General features: G+C 57.1%; 25 protein-coding genes. 10 read left to right on the top strand and 15 right to left on the bottom strand.

Annotation, left to right across the window (positions count from 1 at the left end):
* The first annotated feature begins 89 nt into the window (after nucleotides 1-89).
* Nucleotides 90-746, top strand: a complete 657-nt coding sequence (locus OVA00_RS39165; RefSeq protein WP_268091074.1) for a phosphoribosyltransferase — start codon at nucleotides 90-92, stop codon at nucleotides 744-746.
* Here the strand turns inward: OVA00_RS39165 and OVA00_RS39160 are convergent.
* The gene (locus OVA00_RS39160) at nucleotides 680-1393 is read right to left on the bottom strand and encodes a PAS domain-containing protein (RefSeq protein WP_268091073.1); all 714 of its coding nucleotides are present in this window, start codon (nucleotides 1391-1393) and stop codon (nucleotides 680-682) included. The genes OVA00_RS39165 and OVA00_RS39160 overlap by 67 nt on opposite strands.
* A 546-nt stretch (nucleotides 1394-1939) precedes the next feature.
* Here OVA00_RS39160 and OVA00_RS39155 point away from each other — a divergent pair.
* From OVA00_RS39155 to OVA00_RS39145, 3 genes are read left to right on the top strand one after another with little or no spacing between them, the layout of a single operon-like run.
* The gene (locus OVA00_RS39155) at nucleotides 1940-2890 is read left to right on the top strand and encodes an ABC transporter substrate-binding protein (protein WP_268091072.1); all 951 of its coding nucleotides are present in this window, start codon (nucleotides 1940-1942) and stop codon (nucleotides 2888-2890) included.
* On the top strand, nucleotides 2887-3714 hold the full coding sequence (locus tag OVA00_RS39150; RefSeq protein ID WP_112772435.1) for an ABC transporter ATP-binding protein: 828 nt from the start codon (nucleotides 2887-2889) through the stop codon (nucleotides 3712-3714). The genes OVA00_RS39155 and OVA00_RS39150 overlap by 4 nt, the downstream gene beginning before the upstream one ends.
* Nucleotides 3711-4478, top strand: a complete 768-nt coding sequence (locus OVA00_RS39145) for an ABC transporter permease (protein ID WP_268091071.1) — start codon at nucleotides 3711-3713, stop codon at nucleotides 4476-4478. The genes OVA00_RS39150 and OVA00_RS39145 overlap by 4 nt, the downstream gene beginning before the upstream one ends.
* Nucleotides 4479-4525: 47 nt before the next feature.
* Here OVA00_RS39145 and OVA00_RS39140 read toward each other — a convergent pair whose 3' ends face one another.
* The 5 genes from OVA00_RS39140 to OVA00_RS39120 all read right to left on the bottom strand — a co-directional run bounded on the left by OVA00_RS39140 (nucleotide 4526) and on the right by OVA00_RS39120 (nucleotide 9123).
* Nucleotides 4526-6253 carry a chloride channel protein gene (locus tag OVA00_RS39140; RefSeq protein ID WP_268091169.1) on the bottom strand — a complete coding sequence of 576 codons (1728 nt, stop codon included), beginning with the start codon at nucleotides 6251-6253 and terminating at the stop codon, nucleotides 4526-4528.
* A 196-nt stretch (nucleotides 6254-6449) separates the two neighbouring features.
* On the bottom strand, nucleotides 6450-7241 hold the full coding sequence (locus tag OVA00_RS39135) for a sulfite exporter TauE/SafE family protein (RefSeq protein ID WP_268091070.1): 792 nt from the start codon (nucleotides 7239-7241) through the stop codon (nucleotides 6450-6452).
* Between the two features lie 87 nt (nucleotides 7242-7328).
* A complete protein-coding gene (locus OVA00_RS39130; protein WP_268091069.1) occupies nucleotides 7329-7763 on the bottom strand; it encodes a DUF6691 family protein in 435 nt (144 codons plus the stop codon).
* Nucleotides 7763-8194, bottom strand: a complete 432-nt coding sequence (locus OVA00_RS39125; protein ID WP_112772431.1) for a YeeE/YedE family protein — start codon at nucleotides 8192-8194, stop codon at nucleotides 7763-7765. Before OVA00_RS39125 ends, OVA00_RS39130 begins: the two co-directional genes overlap by 1 nt.
* 5 nt (nucleotides 8195-8199) lie before the next feature.
* Nucleotides 8200-9123, bottom strand: a complete 924-nt coding sequence (locus OVA00_RS39120) for an MBL fold metallo-hydrolase (RefSeq protein WP_268091068.1) — start codon at nucleotides 9121-9123, stop codon at nucleotides 8200-8202.
* A gap of 123 nt (nucleotides 9124-9246) precedes the next feature.
* Here OVA00_RS39120 and OVA00_RS39115 point away from each other — a divergent pair, with 123 nt between their 5' ends.
* The 3 genes from OVA00_RS39115 to OVA00_RS39105 all read left to right on the top strand — a co-directional run bounded on the left by OVA00_RS39115 (nucleotide 9247) and on the right by OVA00_RS39105 (nucleotide 11445).
* On the top strand, nucleotides 9247-9885 hold the full coding sequence (locus OVA00_RS39115; protein WP_268091067.1) for a peroxiredoxin: 639 nt from the start codon (nucleotides 9247-9249) through the stop codon (nucleotides 9883-9885).
* Nucleotides 9882-10310 carry an ArsR/SmtB family transcription factor gene (locus OVA00_RS39110; RefSeq protein ID WP_112772428.1) on the top strand — a complete coding sequence of 143 codons (429 nt, stop codon included), beginning with the start codon at nucleotides 9882-9884 and terminating at the stop codon, nucleotides 10308-10310. Before OVA00_RS39115 ends, OVA00_RS39110 begins: the two co-directional genes overlap by 4 nt.
* A gap of 244 nt (nucleotides 10311-10554) precedes the next feature.
* Nucleotides 10555-11445, top strand: coding sequence for an LOG family protein (locus tag OVA00_RS39105; RefSeq protein WP_268091066.1), 891 nt, complete (start codon nucleotides 10555-10557; stop codon nucleotides 11443-11445).
* A 508-nt stretch (nucleotides 11446-11953) separates the two neighbouring features.
* Here OVA00_RS39105 and OVA00_RS39100 read toward each other — a convergent pair.
* The 5 genes from OVA00_RS39100 to OVA00_RS39080 all read right to left on the bottom strand — a co-directional run bounded on the left by OVA00_RS39100 (nucleotide 11954) and on the right by OVA00_RS39080 (nucleotide 18031).
* The gene (locus OVA00_RS39100) at nucleotides 11954-12355 is read right to left on the bottom strand and encodes a response regulator (RefSeq protein WP_268091065.1); all 402 of its coding nucleotides are present in this window, start codon (nucleotides 12353-12355) and stop codon (nucleotides 11954-11956) included.
* A gap of 12 nt (nucleotides 12356-12367) precedes the next feature.
* On the bottom strand, nucleotides 12368-13474 hold the full coding sequence (locus OVA00_RS39095; RefSeq protein ID WP_268091064.1) for a PAS domain-containing protein: 1107 nt from the start codon (nucleotides 13472-13474) through the stop codon (nucleotides 12368-12370).
* A 155-nt stretch (nucleotides 13475-13629) separates the two neighbouring features.
* Nucleotides 13630-15165, bottom strand: a complete 1536-nt coding sequence (locus OVA00_RS39090) for a sensor histidine kinase (protein WP_268091063.1) — start codon at nucleotides 15163-15165, stop codon at nucleotides 13630-13632.
* Nucleotides 15166-15362: 197 nt separating this feature from the next.
* Entirely contained in the window at nucleotides 15363-16802 is a 1440-nt protein-coding gene (locus OVA00_RS39085; RefSeq protein WP_268091062.1) for a UdgX family uracil-DNA binding protein, read from the bottom strand.
* Nucleotides 16799-18031 carry a putative DNA modification/repair radical SAM protein gene (locus OVA00_RS39080; protein WP_112772423.1) on the bottom strand — a complete coding sequence of 411 codons (1233 nt, stop codon included), beginning with the start codon at nucleotides 18029-18031 and terminating at the stop codon, nucleotides 16799-16801. The genes OVA00_RS39085 and OVA00_RS39080 overlap by 4 nt, the downstream gene beginning before the upstream one ends.
* 213 nt (nucleotides 18032-18244) lie before the next feature.
* On the opposite strand from OVA00_RS39080, the gene hemH reads away from it, so the two are divergent.
* The gene (hemH, locus tag OVA00_RS39075; RefSeq protein WP_268091061.1) at nucleotides 18245-19279 is read left to right on the top strand and encodes a ferrochelatase; all 1035 of its coding nucleotides are present in this window, start codon (nucleotides 18245-18247) and stop codon (nucleotides 19277-19279) included.
* A 354-nt stretch (nucleotides 19280-19633) separates the two neighbouring features.
* On the opposite strand, the gene OVA00_RS39070 is transcribed toward hemH, so the two are convergent.
* Nucleotides 19634-20131, bottom strand: coding sequence for a TspO/MBR family protein (locus OVA00_RS39070; protein ID WP_268091060.1), 498 nt, complete (start codon nucleotides 20129-20131; stop codon nucleotides 19634-19636).
* Between the two features lie 379 nt (nucleotides 20132-20510).
* Between OVA00_RS39070 and OVA00_RS39065 the strand changes: the two genes are divergently transcribed.
* Nucleotides 20511-21068, top strand: a complete 558-nt coding sequence (locus tag OVA00_RS39065; RefSeq protein WP_112773288.1) for a fasciclin domain-containing protein — start codon at nucleotides 20511-20513, stop codon at nucleotides 21066-21068.
* A 173-nt stretch (nucleotides 21069-21241) separates the two neighbouring features.
* Here the strand turns inward: OVA00_RS39065 and OVA00_RS39060 are convergent, their stop codons facing one another.
* From OVA00_RS39060 to OVA00_RS39050, 3 genes are all read right to left on the bottom strand, one after another.
* Complete coding sequence (locus OVA00_RS39060) at nucleotides 21242-21469, bottom strand: hypothetical protein (RefSeq protein WP_442780609.1); 228 nt, start codon at nucleotides 21467-21469, stop codon at nucleotides 21242-21244.
* A 63-nt stretch (nucleotides 21470-21532) separates the two neighbouring features.
* Complete coding sequence (locus tag OVA00_RS39055; RefSeq protein ID WP_112773265.1) at nucleotides 21533-21718, bottom strand: hypothetical protein; 186 nt, start codon at nucleotides 21716-21718, stop codon at nucleotides 21533-21535.
* A gap of 328 nt (nucleotides 21719-22046) precedes the next feature.
* A complete protein-coding gene (locus tag OVA00_RS39050; protein WP_112773266.1) occupies nucleotides 22047-22961 on the bottom strand; it encodes a MurR/RpiR family transcriptional regulator in 915 nt (304 codons plus the stop codon).
* A gap of 66 nt (nucleotides 22962-23027) precedes the next feature.
* Between OVA00_RS39050 and OVA00_RS39045 the strand changes: the two genes are divergently transcribed.
* Entirely contained in the window at nucleotides 23028-23804 is a 777-nt protein-coding gene (locus OVA00_RS39045; RefSeq protein WP_268091059.1) for a transporter substrate-binding domain-containing protein, read from the top strand.
* Nucleotides 23805-23840 lie beyond the last annotated feature (36 nt).

Raw genomic sequence — 23840 nt, 5'->3', positions numbered from 1 at the left:
CTGAGGGCTAGACCAATTCAACGGGGACGAGCTTTCGAACGGGCGGAACTGTCGAGGAGTGACGGGCGTCGTTGGCGAGGAGGTAAGGCATGCGCTTTTCTGATCGATCCGAGGCAGGCAGGCAGCTTGCTCAAGCTCTTGAACACTATCGCGGAGAAGACGTGGTGGTGCTTGCGCTGGTCCGCGGAGGTTTGCCGGTCGCGGCAGAGATCGCTACCCATCTTCGAGCGCCACTCGATCTCGTTTTGGTACGTAAGATCGGAGTTCCCTGGCACCGGGAACTCGCGATGGGCGCTGTCGTGAATGCACAAAAGCCAATAGTTGTGCGCGAAGAGGACGTCATTGCCCTTGCGCATGTCAGCGAGGCGGAATTTGAGGCCGCTTGTGAGAGAGAAATCGCTGAGATTGAGCGTCGGGGAGACGTATACTTCGGTGCTCGTGCTCCTTTAGACATCGCGAACCGAATTGTGATCGTGGTAGATGACGGAATAGCAACCGGATCTACGATCCGCGCAGCGGTCGCCGGCATAAAGGAGCGCCAACCAACAAAAATAGTTGTCGCCATTCCAGTCGCTTCCCCGAAGGCCGTCGCAGCGTTGCGCGGCGAAGTTGATGAGGTCTGTTGTTTGCTTCTGCCTTCGCAAATGGATGCAATCGGTTGTTTTTATGAAGATTTTCCTCAACTGGACGACGACGATGTCGTCCGTGTGCTGGCAGCCGCCGACGCTTCGAATGAGCGTGGGTGATAGCCACCCTCGCTGTTTCCGCAGGCGTTTCGATCATAGGTTTGTGCTAGCGATGCCGGACCGTATAACAATTCCTTGGTGATATCCTCTAAGCTCTGTAGAAAATAGACCAAGCTCTCGTCCTCGCTAAGGATTGGCTGGTTTGACATCTTCCAAAACTTTGTCAGGAATCCCCCTGCGGGCGAGCGCATATCGTAACGTTGGACAGGTGTCACGTCAGTTGTGTGTCGTTCTGCCACGCGTTTTAGCGAGGCGTAAAGATTGGCGATCCCGTCGGCGTCCGGGTCAGCAGGATTGTCGGGAAAAACCTCAAAGATTGACCTGCCGATAACCAATGCTGGCTGCGTCATTGTGATGGAACCGTATGCATCATTTATTTCGACGATGTGCAGCCCTTTGCGCGGGTCGAGCAGAAGGCAGGCCTGGGGCAGGGGCATGTACTTGTCTCGAAATACGCGTCGCTGCACGACCGCTTGAAGCGGGTCTACTTCCATTTCGAAACCGTCTCGGGAAGCCAGGAGAACGGCTTGCTCTCGCAGGGCGGTCGCCAGCAATTCCCTCAGAGTTCGGCGCTCCGCTTGACGTTCCTCTTGAACGAGGAGATTTCGGAATCGTTCTATGTTTTGGCGCAGAATGAAGGCTTGCATCACAACCTCCATGCTTCTTTATGTGTCAAGTTGCTAACATTAAATTGCGACGATAAAGAGTCAACTGCGAACTGGCACAGCTCCACATGAGATTCCAAGTCACCCGATGCCACTCCGTTCGCAAGCATGCTGCACCAGAAATCGAAGTCCTTATGATCGCTAATTCAAACCCAATAGTTGAGTCGGAACTTATCTAGGCAATAGCTATTGACACTATAAGGTAACATTAATAATAATTTTGTATATTTCACTCTTGCCACACTATTGAGGGCCAGGCGTACTTGGTGTCGTTTGCGCGCAAGCCTAGGGTCAGTTCGGGTGTTCAAGTCGCTAACGTGCAGACCGTACGCGTTGCGCAGGATCAATGACGACCTGCGCCAAAGGCGAGAATATAATTCGGTTCAGGACAAACATGCCATCTGGCGGATGCAAGTAGGCATCTATCAAAAAGGGCACTTTGCAAAGGTTGGATGCATTCCACTCCTACTTGTTTAGAGCGGATATTAGATGCTTATCGCGCGGTTGCAACGAAGGCACATTCTCGCAATGGCGATTGCCGCAGTCCTGCGGCCGGCCGAAACCGCGATCGCGCAGTCCCGGAAGATAACCATCCGCGTCGGACACTTTCCCAATATAACCCATGTTCAGGCGTTGATTGCCAGAGGCTTTGAACGTCGCGGACAAAGCTGGTTCACCAGCCGGCTAGGGCCAAACGCGGTTATCGAATGGTATGCCTACAATGCCGGCCCAAGCGCCATGGAGGCAATCTTTGCCGGCAGCCTCGATCTTGCCTATGTCGGGCCAAACCCAGCTATCAATGCCTATGCACGCTCAGCCGGAGCGGAAATCCGTATCGTCGCCGGTGCCGTGAACGGCGGCTCTGCACTCGTCGTGCAACCCGACGAAGGCCTCGCCAGCCCGCGAGATTTCGTCGGAAAGCGGATCGGAACGCCTCAATTTGGAAACACTCAGGACGTTTCTGCTCGCGCGTGGCTGCGGGATGGCGGCTTGCGTATCACGCAATCGGGGGGGGATGCCCATGTCGTGCCGACCGCCAATCCTGAGCAACTATCCCTCTTCAAAACACGGCAACTTGATGCTGTGTGGACTGTCGAACCTTGGGTGTCGCGTCTGGAACTGGAAGCTGCAGGCAAAATATTGATTGAGGAAAGGCAAGCCATCACGACCGTGCTCGTTGCGCGGGCAGCCTTCCTTGCGCAACATCGAGATCTCGTGCACCGGTTCGTGGAGGCGCACCGCGAACTCGGAACCTGGATCAGCCAGCACCCGAAAGAAGCTCAGGCGATGGTCCGTGACGAACTCAAAGCGGATTTCCGGGTTACGATGCCCCCGGAACTTATTTCTCGGGCGTGGCCGCGCATGACGGTCACCGGCGATATCAATCTGTCTGCGTTACAGGTATACGTAGCGAAAGCACAGCGCGTCGGCTTCTTGACAACTATTCCCGATCTTTCAGCCCTGGTCGACAGCCCATGAGCGAGCGGCCGCCCCACATCGGATCAACAATTACCGGGCATTGTGCAACCGCGCCGAAAAAGCTCGTTGTCGATGCGGTCTCGAAATGGTTTCGAACGTCTCGCGCAGAAGTGCACGCACTTGTCGACGTATCAATGCAGGTGCCGGCTGGTCAGGTAGTTTGCGTTGTCGGACCGAGCGGCTGTGGTAAGTCGACGCTCCTCGACATCATTGCCGGCCTGACGAAGCCAGATTCCGGTCACGTGCTCGCGGACGGTCAAGAGGTTGTTGGTCCCGGTCGGGAACGGTTGGTCGTGTTTCAGGAACCCTCACTGTTTCCGTGGCTAGATGTTTTTGGAAATGTGATGTTCGGCTTGCGTCTCTGTCCTGAACTTCGCGGTGGCGAGCGCCGGGAAATCGCACATCATTACCTCTCACTGGTCGGGCTGGAAAAGTTTGAAAGGGCACATGTGCACGAATTGTCGGGCGGTATGAAGCAGCGCGTGGCTCTTGCGCGTGCGCTGGCACCTGACCCGCAAGTGCTCTTGATGGATGAACCGTTCGGCGCACTCGATGCAATGACGCGGGAGCACCTTTACGACGACGTCCAGAAGATCTGGGCCGGAAGTCAAAAGACGGTGGTATTTGTTACGCATAACATGCGGGAGGCCGCCTGTCTTGGAGATCGCATCTTGCTGATGTCCAGCGCTCCCGGCACAATTGTTCGGAGCTTCGATATTCCGCTCTCGCGCCCGCGTAACATCTACAGCACGGAATTGGTGGCACATGCGGCAGTCGTGGCTGATGCTCTTCGTGGCACCATAGGGGGCGGAATATCAGAATGAAGCGGGTGGCTGTCGTTTCGGGATTCTTTATCGTGCTGCTCATGCTATGGGAATTGGCAGCGGACACTGGCTGGTGGTCGCCAGTTCTTTTCCCTTCCGCTTTGAACGTCGGCCGATATCTCTGGGGGGCGATCAACGACGGAACTCTCTTTGAAGCAACCCGCGTCACGCTTCAACGGCTGCTGCTCGGCTACGCGATCGGTACCGCAATCGGTTTGCCGCTCGGCGTTCTGACGAGTTCCTCCAAGCTCATGGAGGACACACTCGGCTCACTGGCATTGGGTTTGCAGACCCTGCCGAGTGTATGCTGGGTACCTTTTGCAGTTCTCTGGTTCGGACAGACCGAAGGTGCAATGCTGTTCGTTGTTGTCATGGGCACTGTCTGGTCAGTGATAATTGCGACCAACCATGGGGCGCGAACCATTCCGCCGATCTACGCCAAGGCTGCACGAACAATGGGATCAAAGGGATTGCACCTGTGGGTCATGGTGACCCTACCCGCCTCCTTGCCCTTTCTCGTCAGCGGTATGAAGCAGGGTTGGGCCTTTGCATGGCGCTCATTGATGGCCGCCGAGATTTTCGTAACGATCCTGACCGGTTTCGGTCTCGGCCAGTTGCTTCACTATGGGCGTGAGCTGAATGCGATGGATCAGGTGATCGGTGCCATGGTGGTGATTGTGTCGATCGGCCTAATGGCGGACCGGATATTGTTTGCGCCCTGGGAGCGTGTTTTGCATCGACGGTGGGGCACGGATGGGGGATAGCGACGTCTTTCGGTTTTTGACCGGAACCTGGCAGCTCGTATTCGTACTTACAGTTCGCCAGCGATCTCCCTTCTGTGTCGGTCAAGTTCCTCACTGTAGCGCCGTAATGTATGGCTCTCGGACAGGACTCCAAGCACCCGCTGCTCAACCAGGTCACTGACCACCGCAAGCGCTTCGCTTTCACATTGATCGAAGATCGCGACCGCCTGTTTGGCATTCATGGTCGGCAGCAGGACGTCGTTCTTGAATTGGGCGAATGTTCGTATGGTTGCGGCCTCCTTTTCTCCTTCGACAAGGTTGGAGTGAACGTCAGGTACGAGGGCGATCCCGGCATATTTTCGGTTCTCGTCCACCAGGACGACGCGTTGCGTCGAGCCGATCGGAAACTCGCCCCTGAAATCTCGCACGAGCATATCGGCGTTCGCCGTGCGGACATCTGCTCGCATGAGCTTGTCGACCGTGAGACTGCGGATCCAACCGACGTCATGTGCGCCGCGGATCGTTTCCCCACGCAAGTGGAAGCGCCAAGTGGCAAACGAATAACCAAACAGCGTTCTGACGATGAAGGATGATGTAATGACGGAGGCGAGCACCAGGGCCGTCATCGGAAAATCTCCTGTCACCTCAAGTGCAAGGAAAGTCATCGTCAGCGGTCCGCCGATGACGGCGACCGCAAGCGAGCTCATTCCAACGACCGCATAGCTTGCCGGAGCGAGCGTCGCTGCGCTCAATGAGGGAGCGACGAAAGAAAAGAGCTTTCCAAGCAGCGCTCCCATGAAAAGTGAGGCGAAAAAGAGCCCGCCGCGAAAGCCCGAGCCGATCGAAACGGCCGATGCAATCGCCTTAAGCAAGAAAAGCACCAAGAGGCTGGCGATGGCCACGTCGGTTTCGAGGTTGAGATGCAGTGCGCCATGGCCTCCCGACAGAACCTGCGGGCTCGCGAGAGCCAAGAGACCTACGATCAGTCCGCCGACCGTCGGCCTTAAGAAGCCCGGTATTGAACTCTTACGCGCTGTTTCCTCGACGAACGCGACACCCTGCATGAGCAGAATACCAACGCCACCGCAGATGGCGCCAAGCAAGAGGGCCGGCACGTAATCGGCCGGGACAACCGTTCCGACGCTGCCCACGTCGATGCCGGCATCACTTGCGGTCAACAGGCGTGCGACGAGGTTCGCGCTTAGCGCCGATGCCACTACGGGTGTCAAGGATATAATCGTATAGGCGCCGACGATCAGTTCGAATGCGTAAAAGGCGCCAGTCAAAGGTGCATTGAATGCGGCGGCGATCGCTCCGGCAGCCCCGCAGCCCACGAGAATTCTCAGATCCGAACGGCGCAGCTTCAGCCTGCTGCCAAGTTTCGATGCTATTCCCGAAGCCACCTGAGTATAGCCTGCTTCGAGCCCCACCGAAGCTCCGAAACCGTTTGAGACGAGGTTTTGTAGAGCGACGATAAGGCTGTCGGTCAACGATAACTGGCCGCCATGAAGGGCGTTGGCTTCGATCGGATCAACGAGGGGCCGCTTTCGCCACCTTGCAAGAACAAGCAGAATTGCTCCCAGGAGCATGCCGCCAGCCACTGGAGCTATAAGTACGAGGATCTTATCGTCGACGGCTGCGCCACTCAACCGCTCTCCCGCATCCAGCTTGAAGATTAGCGAATGCATCGTTCTGGCGATAAACGTCATAACCGCCACGCAGACCCCAGCTGCAACCCCCGTAAGCGCGCCTGCAAAGACGAGGCCCAACTCCGTTCGTCGCGGCAGCCTGCGCATCAGTTCTACACTGAGGAACCTGTAAAGCACGGATGGCCGCAGCTTGCGCAAGCGCTTGATGGGGCTAAGAATTCGCGCGGGCTCCTGAGCCATGGTTCCTTCCGATAGTCGGGTCACTTTTCGCGCGTCTTGGTGAGGGCGCAGCAACGCAAAGCGATTTAGCCCGCTGCGGGGGCATGTCAAACCTATTTAAACATCAGGCCGCGATAATCTGAGTGAGGCCCCGATAGAGCATGTATGCCGCGACAACGAGGATCATTAGCGCGAACATGACGTTCAAGGCGCCCTTGCGCGCCGCAAGCCTGCTGGCAACGACGGCTCCGAGCAAGCCACCGACAACGCCGCCGCCTATGAACACCGTAGCAAGCGTCCAATCGACGAAGCCTGACCAAGCATAGTTTACAGCCGTTGTCAGGCCGAAGGCAGCAACTGCCACGAGTGAGGAACCAACTGCAAAAAGAATAGGCATGCCTGTGGAAGCCATCAATCCGGGCACAATCAGGAACCCGCCTCCGATGCCGAAGAAACCCGACAAGATGCCAGTCAGACCGCCGAATGCGATTACTTTAGGCGCGTTTGCACGCGAGCAATGTGCGCCTGCATCGCCCTGAATTGTACGGCGCTTGAGCATGAGCACCCCGACCAGGATCATGAGAAAGGCAAACGCTAACAGCAAATGCTGTCCGTCCAGTAGCTTTCCCACGGTCGAGCCGAAAAGGGCCCCAGCAATCCCCGCCAAACTATAGATGATGGCGCAGCCCCACTTGACGTGGCCGAGACGTGCATGGCCAACCAGATTGGCAAGAGCGTTGGCGGCTACAGCAAAGGCGCTTGTGCCGATCGCAAGGTGCGGGTTTGGAACTCCCACTACATAGGCCATCAGGGGGACTGCAAGAATGGATCCGCCGCCGCCGAATAGTCCAAGAGCCAGTCCGACGAGCCCGCCGGAGAATGCGCCGAGCACATACTGTATTGGATCGAGGGTCATTTTGTAACCTTAGGGGCGTGGGCAGCGGTCAGACAGGCCCTTTCGCTGAGTTGTAGTGACGCTTTCTTGGCTTGGCGATCGAAGGAATCATCGCGACGCCAGCGCCGGCCGAGCATAGGCAAAACGATAAATGATCATTCCTGCGAGCATCGCGCCCACAAAAAGACCGGCTTGCCATCGACCTGTCGTTAATGCGGCGATTGCAGGACCGGGGCAGAACCCGACCAATCCCCAGCCGGCCCCGAAAAGCGCGGCACCAGCAACAAGGCGGGCATCCGGCTTCGTCCTTGGGGGCACATGAAACTGGTCGTCGAAGAGCGGGGTCTGCCATCGATTGCGAATAATGTAGGCAAGTGTTGAAGTTATGAGCGCGCCGCCCATGACGAAAGCCAGCGATGGATCCCAGTTGCCGGCAACATCGAGAAAAGCGCGCACGCGCGCGGGATTGATCATATCGGAAGCGACAAGCCCGGCACCGAAGAGCAAGCCGCAGACGATTGCCGAAAGCACTCTCCTCAACATTAGGCGATTCCTCCCGAGACAAGACGCATGGCGAACACGGTGGCTGCAGCAACCGCCATGAAGGTTAATGTGGCGACGATCGACCTTGGCGACAGTCGTGCCAGGCCGCAGACGCCGTGGCCGCTGGTGCAGCCTGCACCAAGGCGTGTGCCAAATCCTACAAGGAGGCCGCCGACGAGGAGGAGGGGCACGGAGGAGGTCACCTGGATATCGGGCTGGCGCAGTAAGGTCGATGCGGCTAGGGACCCGCCGAGGATACCGGCGAGAAATCCCAGGCCGAGCTTGCTAAAGCCACTCTCTGTCAAGCCTGTCGCTGCAGCAACAAGACCAGAAATGCCGGCAATTCGACCGGTCGTCAGGAGATAAAGTCCGGCCGACAGTCCGATAAGAAGGCCTCCCGACAGCGGCCATAGAAAGTTGATTTCGCTCATTTCTCTCACAACACATTCAATGGGATCTTGAGGTATCGCACGCCATTGTCTTCAGGCGGTGGAAGTTGTCCTGCACGCATGTTGACCTGCACTGAAGGCAACAAGAGCTTTGGCATGGGGAGTGTTTCATCGCGCTCGCTTCGCATCTTGAAAAAGTCATCCTCGCTGACACCGTCACGGACATGGATGTTGCCAGTGCGTTGGGCACCAACGGTTGTTTCCCATGCATAGTGATCGCGACGAGGCGCCTTGTAGTCGTGACAGAGATACATGCGAGCTTCGTTCGGGAGTTCCATGATGCGCCTTATAGACCGGTAAAGCTGCCGTGCGTCGCCACCGGGGAAGTCGCAGCGCGCCGTCCCGTAGTCCGGCATGAACAAGGTGTCTCCCGGAAAGATTGCGTCTCCTATAACGTATGCAAGACAGGCGGGCGTGTGACCGGGTACATGCAGCACCGTTGCATCCAATGCGCCAATCTTGAAGCGATCGCCATCATTGAAGAGTTGGTCGAATTGGCTGCCATCTCGCTGAAATTCTGTGCCGGCGTTGAAGATCTTTCCAAACACATCCTGGACGCGAACGATTTCGTGCCCGATCGCAAGTTTCCCGCCAACTTCCCCTTGGAGTAGGGGGGCAGCCGAGAGATGGTCGGCGTGTGCATGCGTTTCTAGCAGCCAGTCAACTTCAAGACTTTCAGAATTTACGTAATCAATGACAGGCCTAAGGGAATTGTCCGATGTTCGGCCGGAGGCGGCATCGAAGTCGAGAACGCTGTCGATGATCGCGCAGACATTCGATTCCGGGTCGCGCACGACGTGGCTGACCGAATAGGTTTGGGGGTCGAAAAACGACCTTACAATCGGGCGCCTGCTCGGGTCCTTGAGTGCGTTCTCGACCAGGTCGTAGGCATATTTCGATGCGGAGTCCATAGCTTGTCCTCTACGTGTTAGCCAATATATATACATTTACATTAATAATGCAACTGTCTATTAACTGGATCCCGGATTAGGTTAGCGCTATCAAGGGTCAGGACCGTAAACAGGATATTCCGCATGATTGAGACAACGTGCCAACCCATCGCGCAGCTGCGGCTCAACGATTTAGCACCCGACTTTGCAGCGCGCTCAACTTGTGGCCCCATCACGCTGTCGTCCTATCGCGGTCGATGGGTGCTCCTTTTCGCTCATCCAGCAAACTTCACACCGGTCTGTACTAGTGAGTTCATTGCTATTGCCCGTGCCTCACCGGATTTCGAGAAGCTTGACTGTGCGCTATTGGGGCTCTCGGTAGATAGTCTTTACTCCCACATCGCCTGGATCCGCGATATCCGCGAGCGGTTTGGAATAAATGTCGCGTTCCCGCTCATCGAAGACCCCTCTATGGAAATCACGAAGGCCTATGGGATGATCGACGGCACATCGGACAGCAGCGCGACGGTAAGGGCGACATACGTCATCGATCCAGAAGGCATCATTCGTGCCATAGTTTGGTACCCGATGAATGTCGGGCGATCGGTGCACGAGTCGTTACGTCTTGTTAGCGCACTACAGAGTGCTCAACGGGAGAATGCTTCGACGCCCGAAGGGTGGCTCCCGGGCAACCCACTTCTTGAGCACGCCCCTACGAGCGACAGGTACGAAGGCGAGCTCGCTCCTGGCGAAAGTTGGTATTATCGGGAGCGGCGGACATGAGCGTCGAGACGAGGATACCGCTAGAAACGCTTACAGCGAAAGCGCCAGAAGCTGCCGAGTTCATGAGGCACTTTTCCAATGCCAACCGGCTGATGTTGCTTTGTCACATTGCCCAGACGGAAACCTCCGTCACCGATCTTCAAGAGGCGTTGGGCATCAAACAACCTGCGCTTTCGCAACAACTTGCCGAATTGCGACAGGCAGGTCTCGTCAAGACACGACGAGAGTCGCGTCAGATCTTCTATTCGATCGCTGACGGTCGTGCGCAATCCGTGATGGACCTGCTGCTCAGGCTGTTCTGCGATCCGGTAGGCGGGGCATTGGTTGAACCTGCAGTCACGGCTTCGACCGATCCCGTCGTCGAGCAGGATGCCCTCCCACTGAAGGACGCCGCTCATTTTGCTCGGATTGTCCCACGGGCCTAATCGCCCCAATGCACCATGCTTATCTGCATGAGACGAGCCGATCCGCGGTGACAGGACCTTGATTGTATTCTAGGACGCGATCGGTGCAGTCGCCAAACGAATCGAATAGCTCCGATTTTTGGGGTATCGTGTTTGAATGAAGGCACGAAGCCGGCACAATGGGACCAAGACAGTTTCACGGCGGGGTACGGTACCCCCACCGCCAGATCCGTTCTGCCGTACAGTGCCTTTGCCCTGGCAAAACATGAAGTCGGCTATAGATGACCCTGAAGCACATAAGCGGGTCGAAGCCATCATCACCAGCGAAAGCTACCGCCTCGCGATTGAGGATCCGAAATTTCTGGACCGCGACGACGTCCGCGGACCAAGACTTGAAGTCGACTATCTCAAACCGGAACTGTTGTTGAGGCAGCGCGGAATTGATGGGACGATCGTCGTCTTCGGCAGCACGCGCATCTGTGAGCCAGAGGCAGCGAAACGCAAGCTTGAGGCGCTGCGCGCGGCAGTTGGACACCGGGAAGCCGGCTCGCTGGTGAGCCTTCAAGTAGCAGAGCGGCTGCTCGAAAAGGCGCGGTTCTACGAGATCGCCCGAGATCTCGCGCGAGAAGTCGGTCGATCCAATCGTGCGCACCCCCAGCAGTCAGTTGTCATCATGACTGGCTCCGGCCCTGGTATAATGGAGGCTGCCAATCGCGGCGCCTTTGATGTTGGCGCACCGTCAGTTGGTCTCAATATCAGTCTGCCACACGAACAATTTCCCAATCCTTATGTTAGTCCGGACCTCTGCTTTTGCGTGCATTACTTTGGAATACGCAAGTTGCACTTCCTCAAACGTGCAAAGGCACTTGTGGTGTTTCCTGGCGGTTTTGGTACGATTGATGAGTTGTTTGAGACACTTACCCTGATCCAGACGCGTAAGATCAAGCCGATCCCAGTTGTCCTTGTGGGCGAGCAGTTCTGGCGCCGAGCAATCGACATAGATTTCTTGGTTGAAGAAGGCGTGGTCGATCCCGAGGATCGTGATCTCTTTTGGTATGCTGAGACAGGCCAGGAGATTTGGGATGACATTCTAAAATGGCACGCTGCTACTGGGGCGCCCCTCTTTCCGCCAATTTCCAACAATCTCAGCAGATGAAGGTCTGATTTGGGGCAGTGGCTACACAAGCCGCGCGCTGGTCAAGCAATATCTCCGCGAAGGGCCGGACTAGCGTCGGTTCAGATGTCTTCTAAGGCAAGGGTAAATCCGAGCTCGTGTTTCCATGCAACACAAGGGCATCCTGAAGTCGGAAAGAGAGTTATCATCATCGCGCTGGGTGTGTACCGCTGTAGCTCCAGATGACTGATTGGGTCAGTCAACGACGTTCTCGGTTTCCTGGAAGGCTACTTATTATGGAGGCTGGACGCAGAATAGGGCGGTTCAAACTTGCCGCCGAGCGCCAGCCGGACAACATCCATTGCCATCGAACGCCAGGGGTTCGTCAAGGCCTATCGGGAGACGGGAATGTCGGCAGCAGCGGATGGAACGATTGGCGATAAACCAATGCTCATGACTGCCATTCTCCAATTTTGAACGCACTCGTACCTGAGGTGTATCCGTTGGTGATGGTCGAACGGTGTGGTGAGGTCGCTGCGGAGCTTCGCCATTAGAGTCCAAAGATGATCAGGCTGGGCGGAGGTTTTGGCAGAGGTTCTCCCGAGAGTATCGCCTGGAGATAGGATAGCGCGTCTTGTAGGCCGTTTGCTGTGTACGGCTTTTCGATAGCGCCGAGGGCACCCGCGAAGTCGGCCGGGATCCTTTTGATGTTGCCTGAGACAAAGACGAACGGGATGCCCTTCAAGGCCAGTTGTCGACCGACGTCAATGCCCGTCGGACCATCTCGCAGGTGGATATCGACAAAAGCAAACTGTGGTTGTTCTCGCTCGATGAGTGTATTCGCTTCGCCTAGATCACTTGCGAGACCGATTACGCTATGACCGCAGGACTCGACATAATGTTCAAGTTCCAAAGCTAAAAGCATTTCGTCTTCTACTATCAGAGTTCGCAAAGTCGATCCTTCCTAATCGCCGACCGGCAACGTGACACAGACTTCCGTGCGGTGGCCGTCAACTTCTCGCTCGATCTTTGCCCTCAGTTGCCTTATCGAGGCGTCAAGAATGGCGCGGCTGAAGGCCTGCTGCTCTCCGTCCGCTTCGACCGGCGTGACAGTGTCCACGACCCTCATAAGGCAGTGTCCGTTGAGCCTTCGGATTTCGAGATGTATTTCGCCCCCCCCATCACTGAGGCCGCGTCGGACTGCATCACCAACGAGTTCGCTAACGATGAGGGCGAGCGCCGAAGCTTTCGACGCCGAGACTGTCACAGAATGAAGGTCCGTAGTTAAGACGATGTCCGGCCTTTGCAGGGAACCCACGATGTCGGTAACCAGATCTCGACCGAAATCGGCGACATCGAACTGACCAACGCGGGCATCATTGAGAAGCTTCCTTTGCGCGGCACTCAGAGCCTCGACGCGGTCGAGTATTGATTTAAGTGTATGTTCGACCGTAGGGTTGGTGTTCATGCGCATCTGCAATCTGATGATCGAGGCGATTGTCAGAAGGTTGTTTTTTACCCTGTGATCGACCTCGTGGGCAAGTTCGGTTTTGACGCGCAGGGCCTCGATGAGCTCAGCAGTTCGCCTTGAGGCTTCCTCTTCCGCAACACGGCGCGCCTTGGCCAATTCCGATTCTTTGCTCTTGATGTTCGTGAAGTCGAGTTGTGACGCAAAGAAGTAGATGACTGCACCTTCCTGATTACGCACGGGGCTGACAAACAGCGCGTTCCAGAAGGTATTGCCGTCTTTACGGTAATTGAGAATACCGACCGACACATCGCGCTCTTCTGAAATGGCATCCCTGATCTTAGCGATCGCCGCTTTGTCCGTGTCCGGCCCTTGGAGAAGGCGACAGTTCCGGCCGACCAACTCATTCTGACTGTAGCCGGTCAACTCGGTGAAGGCTCGGTTCGCGAAGATGATGGGATTATCGTCCTGCCTTGGATCGGTAATTAGCATCGGCATGCGTGTGGCCTTGAACGCAGCCGCGAATGGATCTTCAGATGGGTGTGAAGCTAAGAGGCGGTCGCCCGCGTCACGGGCGTCACGAAGTTGGTTTTCGTCGGCCATTTTGCTCATCCAGGTCGGCTGTTGCGGGCCACCCAAACAACTGATTGCAGATGATAGGTATCTATCCGCGCGTTTTGTGTTTTCAAGGTTTTCCGAAATGGGGGCGCACACGGCATCTTATGAGGTCACGCAAACAGTCCTAGCGAGATTGCTCCTCAGTCTGTTAGACCGAGCTCGACTTGCGCGATAAAGTGCGTGCCTTCTGTTGACTTGTATTCGAATGAACCGCGCAACTGGCTTACAACCCCGCGAATGATACGGCTGCCCATGCCTTTGCGCACAGTCGAGGGGTCGAAGCCCACGCCGTTGTCGCAGATGGTAAGCAGGGAGTGGCGCGAAGCCACTTTGTGGAACGCTATTTCGAGCTTCCCTGGGCGGCCATCCGGAAACGCGTATTTAAGACTGTTTGTCACGACCTCGTTCACCAGGAGCGCGACGGCCGTGGCCTGTTCGGGTGTCAGGTCAAACTCACCGATATCGTACCGTACGGATACGTTGTCACAATACGCGCTGACGAGTTTGTCCACGATCGACGGGATAAGATCACGGGCAGATAGGGCGTTGAACTGGTCGCGATCATATATTTGCTCATGGACCGCGATCATGGCGCCGATCCGGTCAAAGAGCGACTTCTGTGCCTCGGGCGGCAGTAGTTGCATGCGGATGACGCCCTGCACAGCCTGAAAGTTGTTTTTGACCCGATGATGGATTTCGCGCAGCAGAAGGCGATTGTCCTCAAGTGCGGCCTCAAGTTCGGCGGATTTCTTCCTATCGCGCTTAACGAGGTGCCTGACCCATCCTCCTGCGGCAAGCGATGAAGCGGCAGCAAGTGCCATAACGGCGATCGCGATGAAGACGTCATTGCGGAAGGGGACCAGCCCGACACGGTAGTCAGCCGACGCGAGCGCAACGATGTCCGTTCCCTCAACAACCCGATAGGCGACCATACGGTGCTCGCCGTCCGCTGGAGATATTGCCTCGTAAGTCCCGTTGGGTGAGGAGGGAAGATAGTCTGTAAACAGTACGTACTTGCTCATGTTCAACGGACCGTCGGGGGCGGGGTAGCGTGCGACGAGTTCTCCGTCCTTGCGGATCATGCTGATAGTCGAATTCGTGCCGAGAGAGGCGGCCTCCCAAACATCCTTCAGCAGGTCGCTCCCTTGGAACGACACCATTGCAGCGCCGACGAACACGCCGTTCCGTTCCAGGCGCCGGCTGAACACGAATATCTGCTGATTGTTGAGTCTGCTGACCAGAAGACCGGAAACGAAAGTTTTCGCTCCCTTTTCGACGGCGGCGAAGTATTCGCGGTCCCTTATGTCGATGGGCTTTATATCGGGATCGGTGGACAGAAGTGTCCGGCCATTCCGGTCGACGACGTAGGCCTGAACTTGACCCGGAAGATCAGAAACCGCCTCGTTGATGTTCTTGACGTCATCCGTGGCAATGCCCAGCGTCGGTCCGAGCGCATCGTCAATTCGTTGAAGCGTCTGTGCCGAGAGCGCGTTTATCCATGAGGCGTTCGTGGATACGATTTTCGAGGCGGCAATTGCGCGCTCTTCGGTCCGCCGTATCGCGGCATGATAGCTCTCGTATAACCACAGGCTCAGTAGCACGACAAGCGCCGCAAACATTGCCGCAATGACAAACGTCGCGGCTCTGGACACCGTAACCGTCAGACTTCTCACCATGCCCCAGTCCCTAAAACCGGAGTACATATTAGAAGGCTTCTAATCCAATGCAAGAAACTCCATCCCTCGATCGGACCCGTTTCAGTCGGGAAGCGCCAAGCGACCAAGCAGTACGTGCCTCTCTTTCACTCTCGCCATCCCCTCGTACGGCCGGAGGGTGCATATTCGGTAACTCCGTACGATCTCGGGTTGAGTTGCTACACTCCTCTTTCGTAGATAACTGCCATGGCCTTGGCCAGGTCACGCGCCAAATCATCTCGGGCGATCGTGGCGGCTGCTGGGTCGCCTGCACGCAGAATATGGGAAGGATGCCAAGTCACGAGGACGGGGCCGCCGTGAAGACCGGTTTCAATCTCCCCCCGCCGCTCCGCCATTGAACGGTTGTCGCCTGTGAGGGCGAAGGCCGCGGAGGCGCCAAGCGCCACCGTCAACTTCGGTTTGACAAGGGTCAGTTCCAGTCCCAGCCACCAGCGACAATGAGCAATTTCGCCGCGGTCCGGATTGCGGTGCAGGCGCCGCTTGCCACGTGGGCTGAACTTGAAATGCTTGACGGCGTTTGTCAGCCACAGCGTCCTTGCGTCTATACCGGCGTCGGAAAGCAATGCCCGAAGCAACTGCCCGGCCGGCCCCGTGAACGGGCGGCCCACGATATCTTCCCGATCGCCGGGCTGTTCGCCGACGATCATGAGCTGCGCGTCAGCGGCACCTTCACCCCAGACGGTCTGCGTCGCGGATTCGCAAAGGTCGCAACGCCGACATTGTGCCGCGGCCTTCGATGCCTGCTCCAGGGTGTCAATTTGCGCGGGCGGCTGCGGCATTGAAGCCCGATAGCGCTCGGACACCGGGGCTGCGCCCGTTCGCGGCGCGGAGATGCCCGCCTCGCGCATCTTTTGCACCCGTGCCTCCGCTCCGGCGAGCATCTCGGGGATCAGGCGCGTTTCCGGCAGGTTGTGCCAGTATTTCTTCGGCATCTCCGACTGCATGGCGTCGAGCTTGATGCGGGCCGGATTGAAGATGTTGACGAAATAGGCTGCCCAAAGTTTTTCGGCCGCATCCTCCGGCAGGTCTGGTTTCGTGCCACCCGGATCAAAGGTCAACACGCCGTCAACAAACAGGGCGGTCAAGCGCGGCGTCGCAATCATCCAATCCATGTCGCCGAACCGGCGGGCAAAGAAAGCGCTTCCCGGCTCCAGCGTATTGTGCGTCGGCTCAAACCAGGCGACAAAGCGTCGACGCGGTCCCTCTGCTGAGATTTCGCGGAAGCGAACGAATGCATGCAACTTGTGAATGTCCCGTCCGACGGATTTCTGCATAAGCGACAGTTTGCGACCGAGCGGATCGGCGGGCGAGAGCGGCTCGCCCTCGCGCCTGTCGAGGCGCCAAAGCGCGCGATAAAGGAGCGCCAAGCGTTCTGGTGCTGAATGCCAGATCACGGACTGCGCCAAAGTCATGAAGGCTTGAGGAACGCGTGCTGCGTGCTTGCCTGGAGTTTCCGGGAGAAAGGCCCTGTCGAATAGGCCGCCCGCGCTATTCCAGTCAATTTGGTCGGGGGCGATCCGGTGGCTGATAGCGCGCCTGGCGGCATTTCGCCAGGCATCAAAAGTTCCCTTGTCCGGAAGTGAGACCGCGTAAGTCATAGAAGCTGAAGTTGCTTTGGCGGGGGCGCCAGGCGCGCGCGCAGATCGCTGCTGTCCGTCAAACCGCCGGGGCTCCAGCCGGGCAGGGCAACGAAGGGGCGGGCCTTGCGTGTCAGCGCTCCCATTCGAGCGAGATCCTCGACACGGAGGCGGCGGTTGCGTCGCGCGGTGATGATGCGGTCGACCACGCGCGTCCCAAATCCCGGCACGCGCAGAAGCGTATCGCGGGAGGCGAGGTTGACGTCGACCGGAAAGAATTGCCGGTTCTGCAGCGCCCATGCCGTCTTCGGATCGAGCTCCAGATCCAGAAAGCCTCCTTGCGTGCCGGTCGCGATCTCGTCGGTCGTAAAGCCATAAAATCGCAGAAGCCAGTCGGCCTGATAGAGCCGGTGCTCCCGAACAAGCGGTGGCTGAACCAGGGGAAGCGCAGAGGAAGCGTCCGGGATCGGTGAGAACGCCGAATAGTAAACGCGCCGCAGCTTGTAGCCGCTATAAAGCCGGGTTGCGCAGGACAGGATGGCGGTATCGTCGGCGCCATCAGCGCCGACAATCATCTGCGTGCTCTGGCCGGCAGGGGCAAAGCGTTGCGGCTTGCGGCCGGTGTGGGTCCTGTCTTGCGCGGCTTCACCTTCCAGCCGAACCTGTGCCATGGCGGCACGAATGGTTTCCGGCCGCTTCTCCGGCGCGAACTTCCTTACGCTCGAATCCCTTGGCAGTTCGACATTTATTGACAACCGGTCGGCCCAAAGGCCGGCCTCACGAATGAGCTCAGCCTGTGCGTCGGGGATGGTCTTGAGGTGAATGTAGCCTTTAAAACCGTGGACTTCTCTCAGCGTTCGGGCAATGCGGACCATATCGGCCATGGTCTGGTCAGGCGAGCGGATGATACCGGAGGAGAGAAACAAGCCTTCAATGTAGTTGCGCCGATAAAACTCGAGCGTCAACGATACAACTTCTTCGACGCTAAACCGCGCGCGCTCGACATTGGAACTGACGCGATTGATGCAATAGGCACAGTCGAAGATGCAGAAGTTCGTCATCAGGATCTTTAATAGCGATATGCATCGCCCATCTGGCGTGTAGGCATGGCAAATACCGCTCCCCCCGGAAGATCCTATTCCTCCTTTGCGTGAATCTCGCTTCTCGCCGCCGCTCGAGGCGCATGAGGCGTCGTACTTGGCTGCGTCCGATAGGATCGCCAGCTTCTTTCCAAGTGCCGTAGGTGTCATCACGTGACTTTAGATGTTCATGTTATGTTCGTCAAGGTTTTGCGGGGAGTCGCAGTCGAATAACGAAAGATGAACGGTCGCTGTGTTCCGCTTCCAGTATCGCAGCTTTCAATCAAGAACGCTTTCCCTGGTCGTTTCAGAATTTTCAGGCGCCGCTGATCCATCCCGCATTCCATCCGTACTTAATTGGGTTGATAAATGAAGAAGGATGTGATGCTCAAAAAAACTGCCGGTCACCCCACTATTAAACGCGGCAACATCGGAGTTCTCCTGGTCAATCTCGGCACGCCTGATGGCACCGACTACACCTCGATGCGCCGCTACCTGAAGGAGTTTCTGACCGACCGCCGGGTGATCGAGTGGTCGCGACTGTTCTGGTACCCGATCCTGTTCGGCATCGTGCTCAACACCCGCCCCGGCAAGGTCGGCAAGGCCTATGAGACGATCTGGAACAAGGACTTGAACGAAAGCTACCTGCGGACCTACACCCGCAACCAGTCCGAACTGATGGCGAAGTCCTTCGCCGACCAGCCGAACGTCATCGTCGACTGGGGCATGCGCTACGGCCAGCCGTCGATCGCCTCGCGCATGGACGCACTGCAGAAGGCCGGCTGTGAACGCATTCTCGTCTTCCCGCTCTATCCGCAATATGCCGCCGCCACCACCGCCACCGTTAATGACAAGGCCTTCGAGGCGCTTGTGAAGATGCGCTGGCAGCCGGCACTGCGCACCGTTCCGCCCTACCACGACGATCCCGTCTACATCGACGCTCTGGCAACCTCGATCGAGCGTCACCTGGCGACGCTCGACTGGGAGCCGGAGGTGGTTCTGACCTCCTTCCACGGCATTCCGAAGAGCTATTTCGACAAGGGCGATCCCTACTACTGCCAGTGCCAGAAGACCGCGCGGCTTTTGCGCGAAAAGCTCGGCTGGTCGAAGGAGAAGCTGCAGGTCACCTTCCAGTCGCGCTTCGGGCCTGAGGAATGGCTGCAGCCCTATACCGACAAGACGGTCGAAAAACTTGCGCAGGACGGTGTCAAGCGCATTGCCGTCCTCAACCCGGGCTTCGTCTCCGACTGTCTGGAAACGTTGGAAGAGATCGCAGAGCAGGCGGCCGAAAGCTTCCATCACAATGGCGGCGAGAAGTTCACCCACATCCCCTGCCTGAACGACAGCGCCGAAGGCATGGCCGTGCTCGAACACGTCGTGCGCCGGGAGCTTGCCGGCTGGCTTCAGGGGAACCGGTAAGAATAACGGATAAGGCACCCCAAATTCATTCGGATTGCCTTTGCAGACGTCCAAGCAGCAACGCGATGTCTTCCTGGATGTCCAGGCATATTTCGCGATACCCGTCTACAAGGTCTTGCTCAGGAGACTGTTTCCTCAAAAGTTCGTCGACCCTCATCGCGGCAAGCGCGTAGGTCTTGCTCGCCTTCCAGGGCGCGTAGCTGTTCACGTTGACGAGGCAACGCAAGGGCGACGCGAGCTCGCCCGATCTTAGCCAAAGACGTCTTCATGGAGCTAGGCGCCGAGCACATTTGAGCTGTCCAGAGCGTTGCATGCGTTAAAGTGAGAACACCTATGCCCTTCGCGCCAACGCCATCAATTGAGGAACCAGATTGCGAAATTCAGTAGGGCCGCAAAGGAGACCCACGCTGCCAGCGGCAAGAGGCAAAGTGCCGCTTTCTTGTCGACGCGCCAGGCCTGCGCGATCGTTGTGAGAATAAACCCGATTTGCACGATGATGTTCACCAGGCCGGCGACCGGACTTTGCATGGCGAAAAACATCCAGGACCACAACGCATTGAGGGCGAGCTGAACGTAAAATAGCGCCAGTGCCGGCAGCCTGCCCGGTGTCCGAGCAGGGAGCATCAAGAGCCGCCAGGCAGCGTAAGCCATGAGGATGTAAAGCGTTGTCCAGACTGGAGCAAACACCCAGTTCGGGGGATTAAAACTCGGCTTATCTAGCGCCGAATACCAGCTTTCGATGTTTGGGTAGGTAGCCATTTGTCCTAGTATGGATGTTGCGGCGACCGGTACAATCGCAAGTGCCAGCGCTCGGACCCAACTCCTTTTATCTTTGGAAGTTCGTTGCAACATTCTTCTATCCCTTAATGCCGTGCCCAACGCTGACCAGACCTATCTCATTCGGTGAGGACTGCCAGACCTGCTGGCGAGCGGTTGCCGCCGAAGCGCCAGCCGACGGAAGTCTTTAGTTCATTTACGTAAGACCTTGCTGATCGGATCAGCAAATTTAAGTTGGGATCTTGCGCGGCCCGGTGAGCACCAATCCCGTTCTCACTCGCTCACTACGGCAGCGGCCCTGCATTGAGTCGATTTGCCGCAACGTCCGGTCATATCGGACGCGACGGTGATCCAGTTTGGTAAAGGCGCCGTATCAATCATGCTGGACAACGTCTGGCGAACACAAATTGGGAGCGCCCGCATGGTGCCGGGCCTGCAAGGAGGAATGAACGAAATGAAACGGTCCCTCAAAAGTACCGCCGCGATCGCGTCTATTTTCGCTCTCGTAGCCTTTGCTGCTAATGCCGACAACCCCATGGTCGGTGGAGCGGCCATGTCCGAAAGTAAGAACATCGTCGAAAACGCTGCAAATTCGAAGGACCACACGACACTGGTTGCCGCAGTGAAAGCCGCCGGTCTCGTGGATACGCTGTCCGGTGATGGCCCGTTCACCGTGTTTGCGCCGACGAACGCAGCTTTCGATGCCTTGCCTGCCGGCACTGTCGACACACTCCTGAAGCCCGAGAACAAAGAAAAGCTAGCCAAAGTCCTGACTTGTCATGTCGTAGCTGCCAATGCGCTTTCCGATGCGGTAAGCAAGATGATTGCCGATGACGGAGGGAACCATCCAGTCAAGACCGTGGGCGGTTGCACGCTTTCGGCAAAGATGGATGGCGACAAGATCACACTCACTGACGAAACGGGAGGCATTGCCACTGTAACGATCGCCGACGTCAAGCAGTCGAACGGTGTCATTCATGTGATCGACAAAGTGCTGCTTCCGAAAGCGTAGTAAAAGGATAAAAGGGGTCGCGTTGACCACATGCGTTTGCCGCCGTTTAGATCGGCGGCAAACTGGCAACATCGGTCCCTGCGCCATTCACCGTCAAACGATGGCAATGCTTCAAATACCGGACGTTTTCGCCGTGGACTATAAGATTTAAGTGCTGTGCCGCCTAACAATGCTCACCACTCAACGGGCACGCTATCATAGGCGAAGAACTCTTCGGTGTTTTCCGGCGTCAACCGATCAATAGCCTGGAGCGTTGCACAAGCGCTCTCACTGGGATCCAACCGGCGATAATGGGTGGAATAGCTGGCGGTCATTTTTGTCGCGACGATTCCTGGGTGGAGTGCGAGGACCACCGCGCTCGGATGGGTGCGTTCCACTTCGACCGCAGCTGTGCGGACGATCTGGTTGAGTGCAGCCTTCGACGCGCGGTAGAATGTCCAGCCGCCAAGGCGATTGTCGCCAATCTACGCGACGCGGGCAGGCAGGAAGGCGGCGATGGTGCGTTCGCTGCGGGCGAGCTTCGGCGCGAAGTGTTTGAGAACGAGTTCCGCTGCAATCGCGTTCAGCGCGAATTGCCGCATCATCACATCTGGGTCGACTTGCTTGAGTGATTTTTCAGGGCCCACGCCATCGACCACAAGTCCGCCCATCGCACAAAAACACTCATCAGGCAGATCATTGGATGGCGGGAATATGTGCGGGGAATGGCCCTCCAGCAAACCTAATGGCTTGAAGCCCTGATTGACTGGCTTGGACCCGGCGGGGGCGCCACGCCTCGCAGGTCGCCACCCGATCAAAGGGCGTTTCCGCCGTCGTTTACGAACCTGCGCCCCCTTCTCAACATCCGCTCGAATCTGCATAATTGAAGGCGGTCATCGGTGCTCATGCGTTGGGTGGACCCTCGGCAAGTCGACCTATAAGCCAGAGCGCCGATGGCTATCTTCGACCCATCTTGGCGTTCGGGGGATGCTTGGCGCGTCAATCGCCTTCGGTGAGATATGACGAAATAGCCTTTGCAAGCTGCTCTGCTCGCCTGACATTGTCAGGATCCGCCAGCATGAAGTCGGACGCCAGGGCTTCGATGATTGCCATGGCCGGGACGTTTGTGGCCGAAAGAACCGGGTGTCTGGATGGCGCGAGAAGCAATCGGTCGGCGAATTGAGCCAGCGGAGCGGCTGGAGAATCCGTTATGGCGACAATTTTCGCTTTTTTGTCACGCGCAAATCTGACGATCTCGACAACATCCCTGGAATACCTGGGAAAAGATATTGCAACCAGTACGTCGCCTTCTCCAATCGACATCGCACGCGCGGCAGCGGACTCCGTTCCTCCGTATTGAGCGACATTTATAACTTCGTCTCGATAAGGTTGCAACGAAAGGACCAGCATTGCCGCGAGGTGCGCAGAAAGGCCAAAGCCTATCACGAATACCCTTCGAGCCGCTCCTATGTCACCGCAAGCAACGCGAATGTATTCGGCGGTCTGCGGGCTCTTGAGCGCGTCGATGTTGGCGCCCGTAACCTCGATGCTGAGTTCAACACCCTGGCTACGTTTATCGAGGTCTCTTATCGAGGCGTCGAGCTTGGCGACAGGTGCTATCAATTCGCTCACCATAGCGGCGATGGACGACCGAAACTCAGAAAAGCCCGCCAAGCCGAGGTCTCGAACAAAACGGCTGACGCTTGAAGCCGAAGTTCCCGTTGCGGAAGCGAGTTCCTCGATGCCGTGTGTTGCCACGAACATCGGGTCCCGGAGCACAAAACCGGCCAGTGCCCGCTGCGAAGCCGATCCGTCCCGCAGCAGCCTGCTGAGTTCGAGACCTAAAGCAGAGGTCGCGAAGCGTCGGTCGGCTTCTGCGTTCCAGGTGAGGGGTGTATGAAAATTATCTTTCATTTGTTGACTCTATGAAAATTTCCTGCCATTGAGAAGCCAGCTTAGCTGATTTTGGGAGGAAATCGCATGCGAATGAAATTTCTCGCTTCAATCGTTGTCACAACGATGCTCGCCGGCACTGCGTTTGCGGAGGATCTGCGCATAGGCGTGGAAGGAAACTATCCGCCCTTCTCAGTCGTTGCGCCCGATGGAACGCTCTCGGGCTTTGATATCGACATCGCAAATGCGATCTGTGCGAAGATGAACAAGCACTGCGTGATGGTTCAGCAGGAATGGGATGGGATGATCCCGGCGCTCAATGCCAAGAAGTTCGATATCATCGTGGCTTCGATGACGATCAACGAAAAGCGCAAGAAGGTCGTCGACTTTTCCAACCCTTACTATGACGTCCCGTCGCGATGGGTGGCGCGCAAGGGTGACTACAAGAGCTGGTCGCCGGAAGAGCTAAAGGGCAAGACGATCATCGTCCTGCGCAACTCTCCGCGTGCCGAGTATGTTGCCAAGAACTACCCTGACAGCACCGTTTTGGCGGTGGACAAAGAGCCGGCCGTCTACCTGGAGCTGGCGGCGGGCCGCGGCGACATCGCCTTCGGATCGTCGGTGGTTTCGGCCGAATCTTTCCTGAAGAAGCCCGAAGGAAAGGACTTTGAGCAAGTCGGCGACACCCTCTTCTTGGGCGAGGACGCCGACGGCGGCGTCGGCATCGCTGTGCGTAAGTCAGATGGCGCTCTGCGCGAGGAAGTAAATGCCGCTCTGTCTTCCATCATGAGCGACGGTACTTACAAGCAAATGTCGGGCAAATACTTCGACTTCGACGTCACGCCGCAATCGGCAAAGAAGTAGTTCTTTTCCCGCGATCGGCGCCTGGGCGGCGCCGGT

This window comes from Ensifer sp. SL37 (genome assembly GCF_026672675.1).
Classification (GTDB): domain Bacteria; phylum Pseudomonadota; class Alphaproteobacteria; order Rhizobiales; family Rhizobiaceae; genus Ensifer; species Ensifer adhaerens.
This window is presented reverse-complemented; position numbering and strand designations above follow the sequence as displayed.

What these genes read in the sequence shown, in the direction of transcription:
- OVA00_RS39120 (WP_268091068.1), bottom strand. Translation starts at nt 9,123, where the DNA reads ATGGACTCCGCATCGAAATATGCCTACGACCTGGTCGAGAACGCACTC.
- OVA00_RS39065 (WP_112773288.1), top strand. Translation starts at nt 20,511, where the DNA reads ATGAAACGGTCCCTCAAAAGTACCGCCGCGATCGCGTCTATTTTCGCT.
- OVA00_RS39165 (WP_268091074.1), top strand. Translation starts at nt 90, where the DNA reads ATGCGCTTTTCTGATCGATCCGAGGCAGGCAGGCAGCTTGCTCAAGCT.
- OVA00_RS39135 (WP_268091070.1), bottom strand. Translation starts at nt 7,241, where the DNA reads ATGACCCTCGATCCAATACAGTATGTGCTCGGCGCATTCTCCGGCGGG.
- hemH (WP_268091061.1), top strand. Translation starts at nt 18,245, where the DNA reads ATGCTCAAAAAAACTGCCGGTCACCCCACTATTAAACGCGGCAACATC.
- OVA00_RS39125 (WP_112772431.1), bottom strand. Translation starts at nt 8,194, where the DNA reads ATGAGCGAAATCAACTTTCTATGGCCGCTGTCGGGAGGCCTTCTTATC.
- OVA00_RS39105 (WP_268091066.1), top strand. Translation starts at nt 10,555, where the DNA reads ATGAAGTCGGCTATAGATGACCCTGAAGCACATAAGCGGGTCGAAGCC.
- OVA00_RS39140 (WP_268091169.1), bottom strand. Translation starts at nt 6,253, where the DNA reads ATGCGCAGGCTGCCGCGACGAACGGAGTTGGGCCTCGTCTTTGCAGGC.
- OVA00_RS39115 (WP_268091067.1), top strand. Translation starts at nt 9,247, where the DNA reads ATGATTGAGACAACGTGCCAACCCATCGCGCAGCTGCGGCTCAACGAT.
- OVA00_RS39090 (WP_268091063.1), bottom strand. Translation starts at nt 15,165, where the DNA reads ATGGTGAGAAGTCTGACGGTTACGGTGTCCAGAGCCGCGACGTTTGTC.
- OVA00_RS39150 (WP_112772435.1), top strand. Translation starts at nt 2,887, where the DNA reads ATGAGCGAGCGGCCGCCCCACATCGGATCAACAATTACCGGGCATTGT.
- OVA00_RS39045 (WP_268091059.1), top strand. Translation starts at nt 23,028, where the DNA reads ATGCGAATGAAATTTCTCGCTTCAATCGTTGTCACAACGATGCTCGCC.
- OVA00_RS39070 (WP_268091060.1), bottom strand. Translation starts at nt 20,131, where the DNA reads ATGTTGCAACGAACTTCCAAAGATAAAAGGAGTTGGGTCCGAGCGCTG.
- OVA00_RS39160 (WP_268091073.1), bottom strand. Translation starts at nt 1,393, where the DNA reads ATGCAAGCCTTCATTCTGCGCCAAAACATAGAACGATTCCGAAATCTC.
- OVA00_RS39085 (WP_268091062.1), bottom strand. Translation starts at nt 16,802, where the DNA reads ATGACTTACGCGGTCTCACTTCCGGACAAGGGAACTTTTGATGCCTGG.
- OVA00_RS39130 (WP_268091069.1), bottom strand. Translation starts at nt 7,763, where the DNA reads ATGTTGAGGAGAGTGCTTTCGGCAATCGTCTGCGGCTTGCTCTTCGGT.
- OVA00_RS39050 (WP_112773266.1), bottom strand. Translation starts at nt 22,961, where the DNA reads ATGAAAGATAATTTTCATACACCCCTCACCTGGAACGCAGAAGCCGAC.
- OVA00_RS39095 (WP_268091064.1), bottom strand. Translation starts at nt 13,474, where the DNA reads ATGGCCGACGAAAACCAACTTCGTGACGCCCGTGACGCGGGCGACCGC.
- OVA00_RS39055 (WP_112773265.1), bottom strand. Translation starts at nt 21,718, where the DNA reads ATGGGCGGACTTGTGGTCGATGGCGTGGGCCCTGAAAAATCACTCAAG.
- OVA00_RS39110 (WP_112772428.1), top strand. Translation starts at nt 9,882, where the DNA reads ATGAGCGTCGAGACGAGGATACCGCTAGAAACGCTTACAGCGAAAGCG.
- OVA00_RS39145 (WP_268091071.1), top strand. Translation starts at nt 3,711, where the DNA reads ATGAAGCGGGTGGCTGTCGTTTCGGGATTCTTTATCGTGCTGCTCATG.
- OVA00_RS39080 (WP_112772423.1), bottom strand. Translation starts at nt 18,031, where the DNA reads ATGACACCTACGGCACTTGGAAAGAAGCTGGCGATCCTATCGGACGCA.
- OVA00_RS39155 (WP_268091072.1), top strand. Translation starts at nt 1,940, where the DNA reads ATGGCGATTGCCGCAGTCCTGCGGCCGGCCGAAACCGCGATCGCGCAG.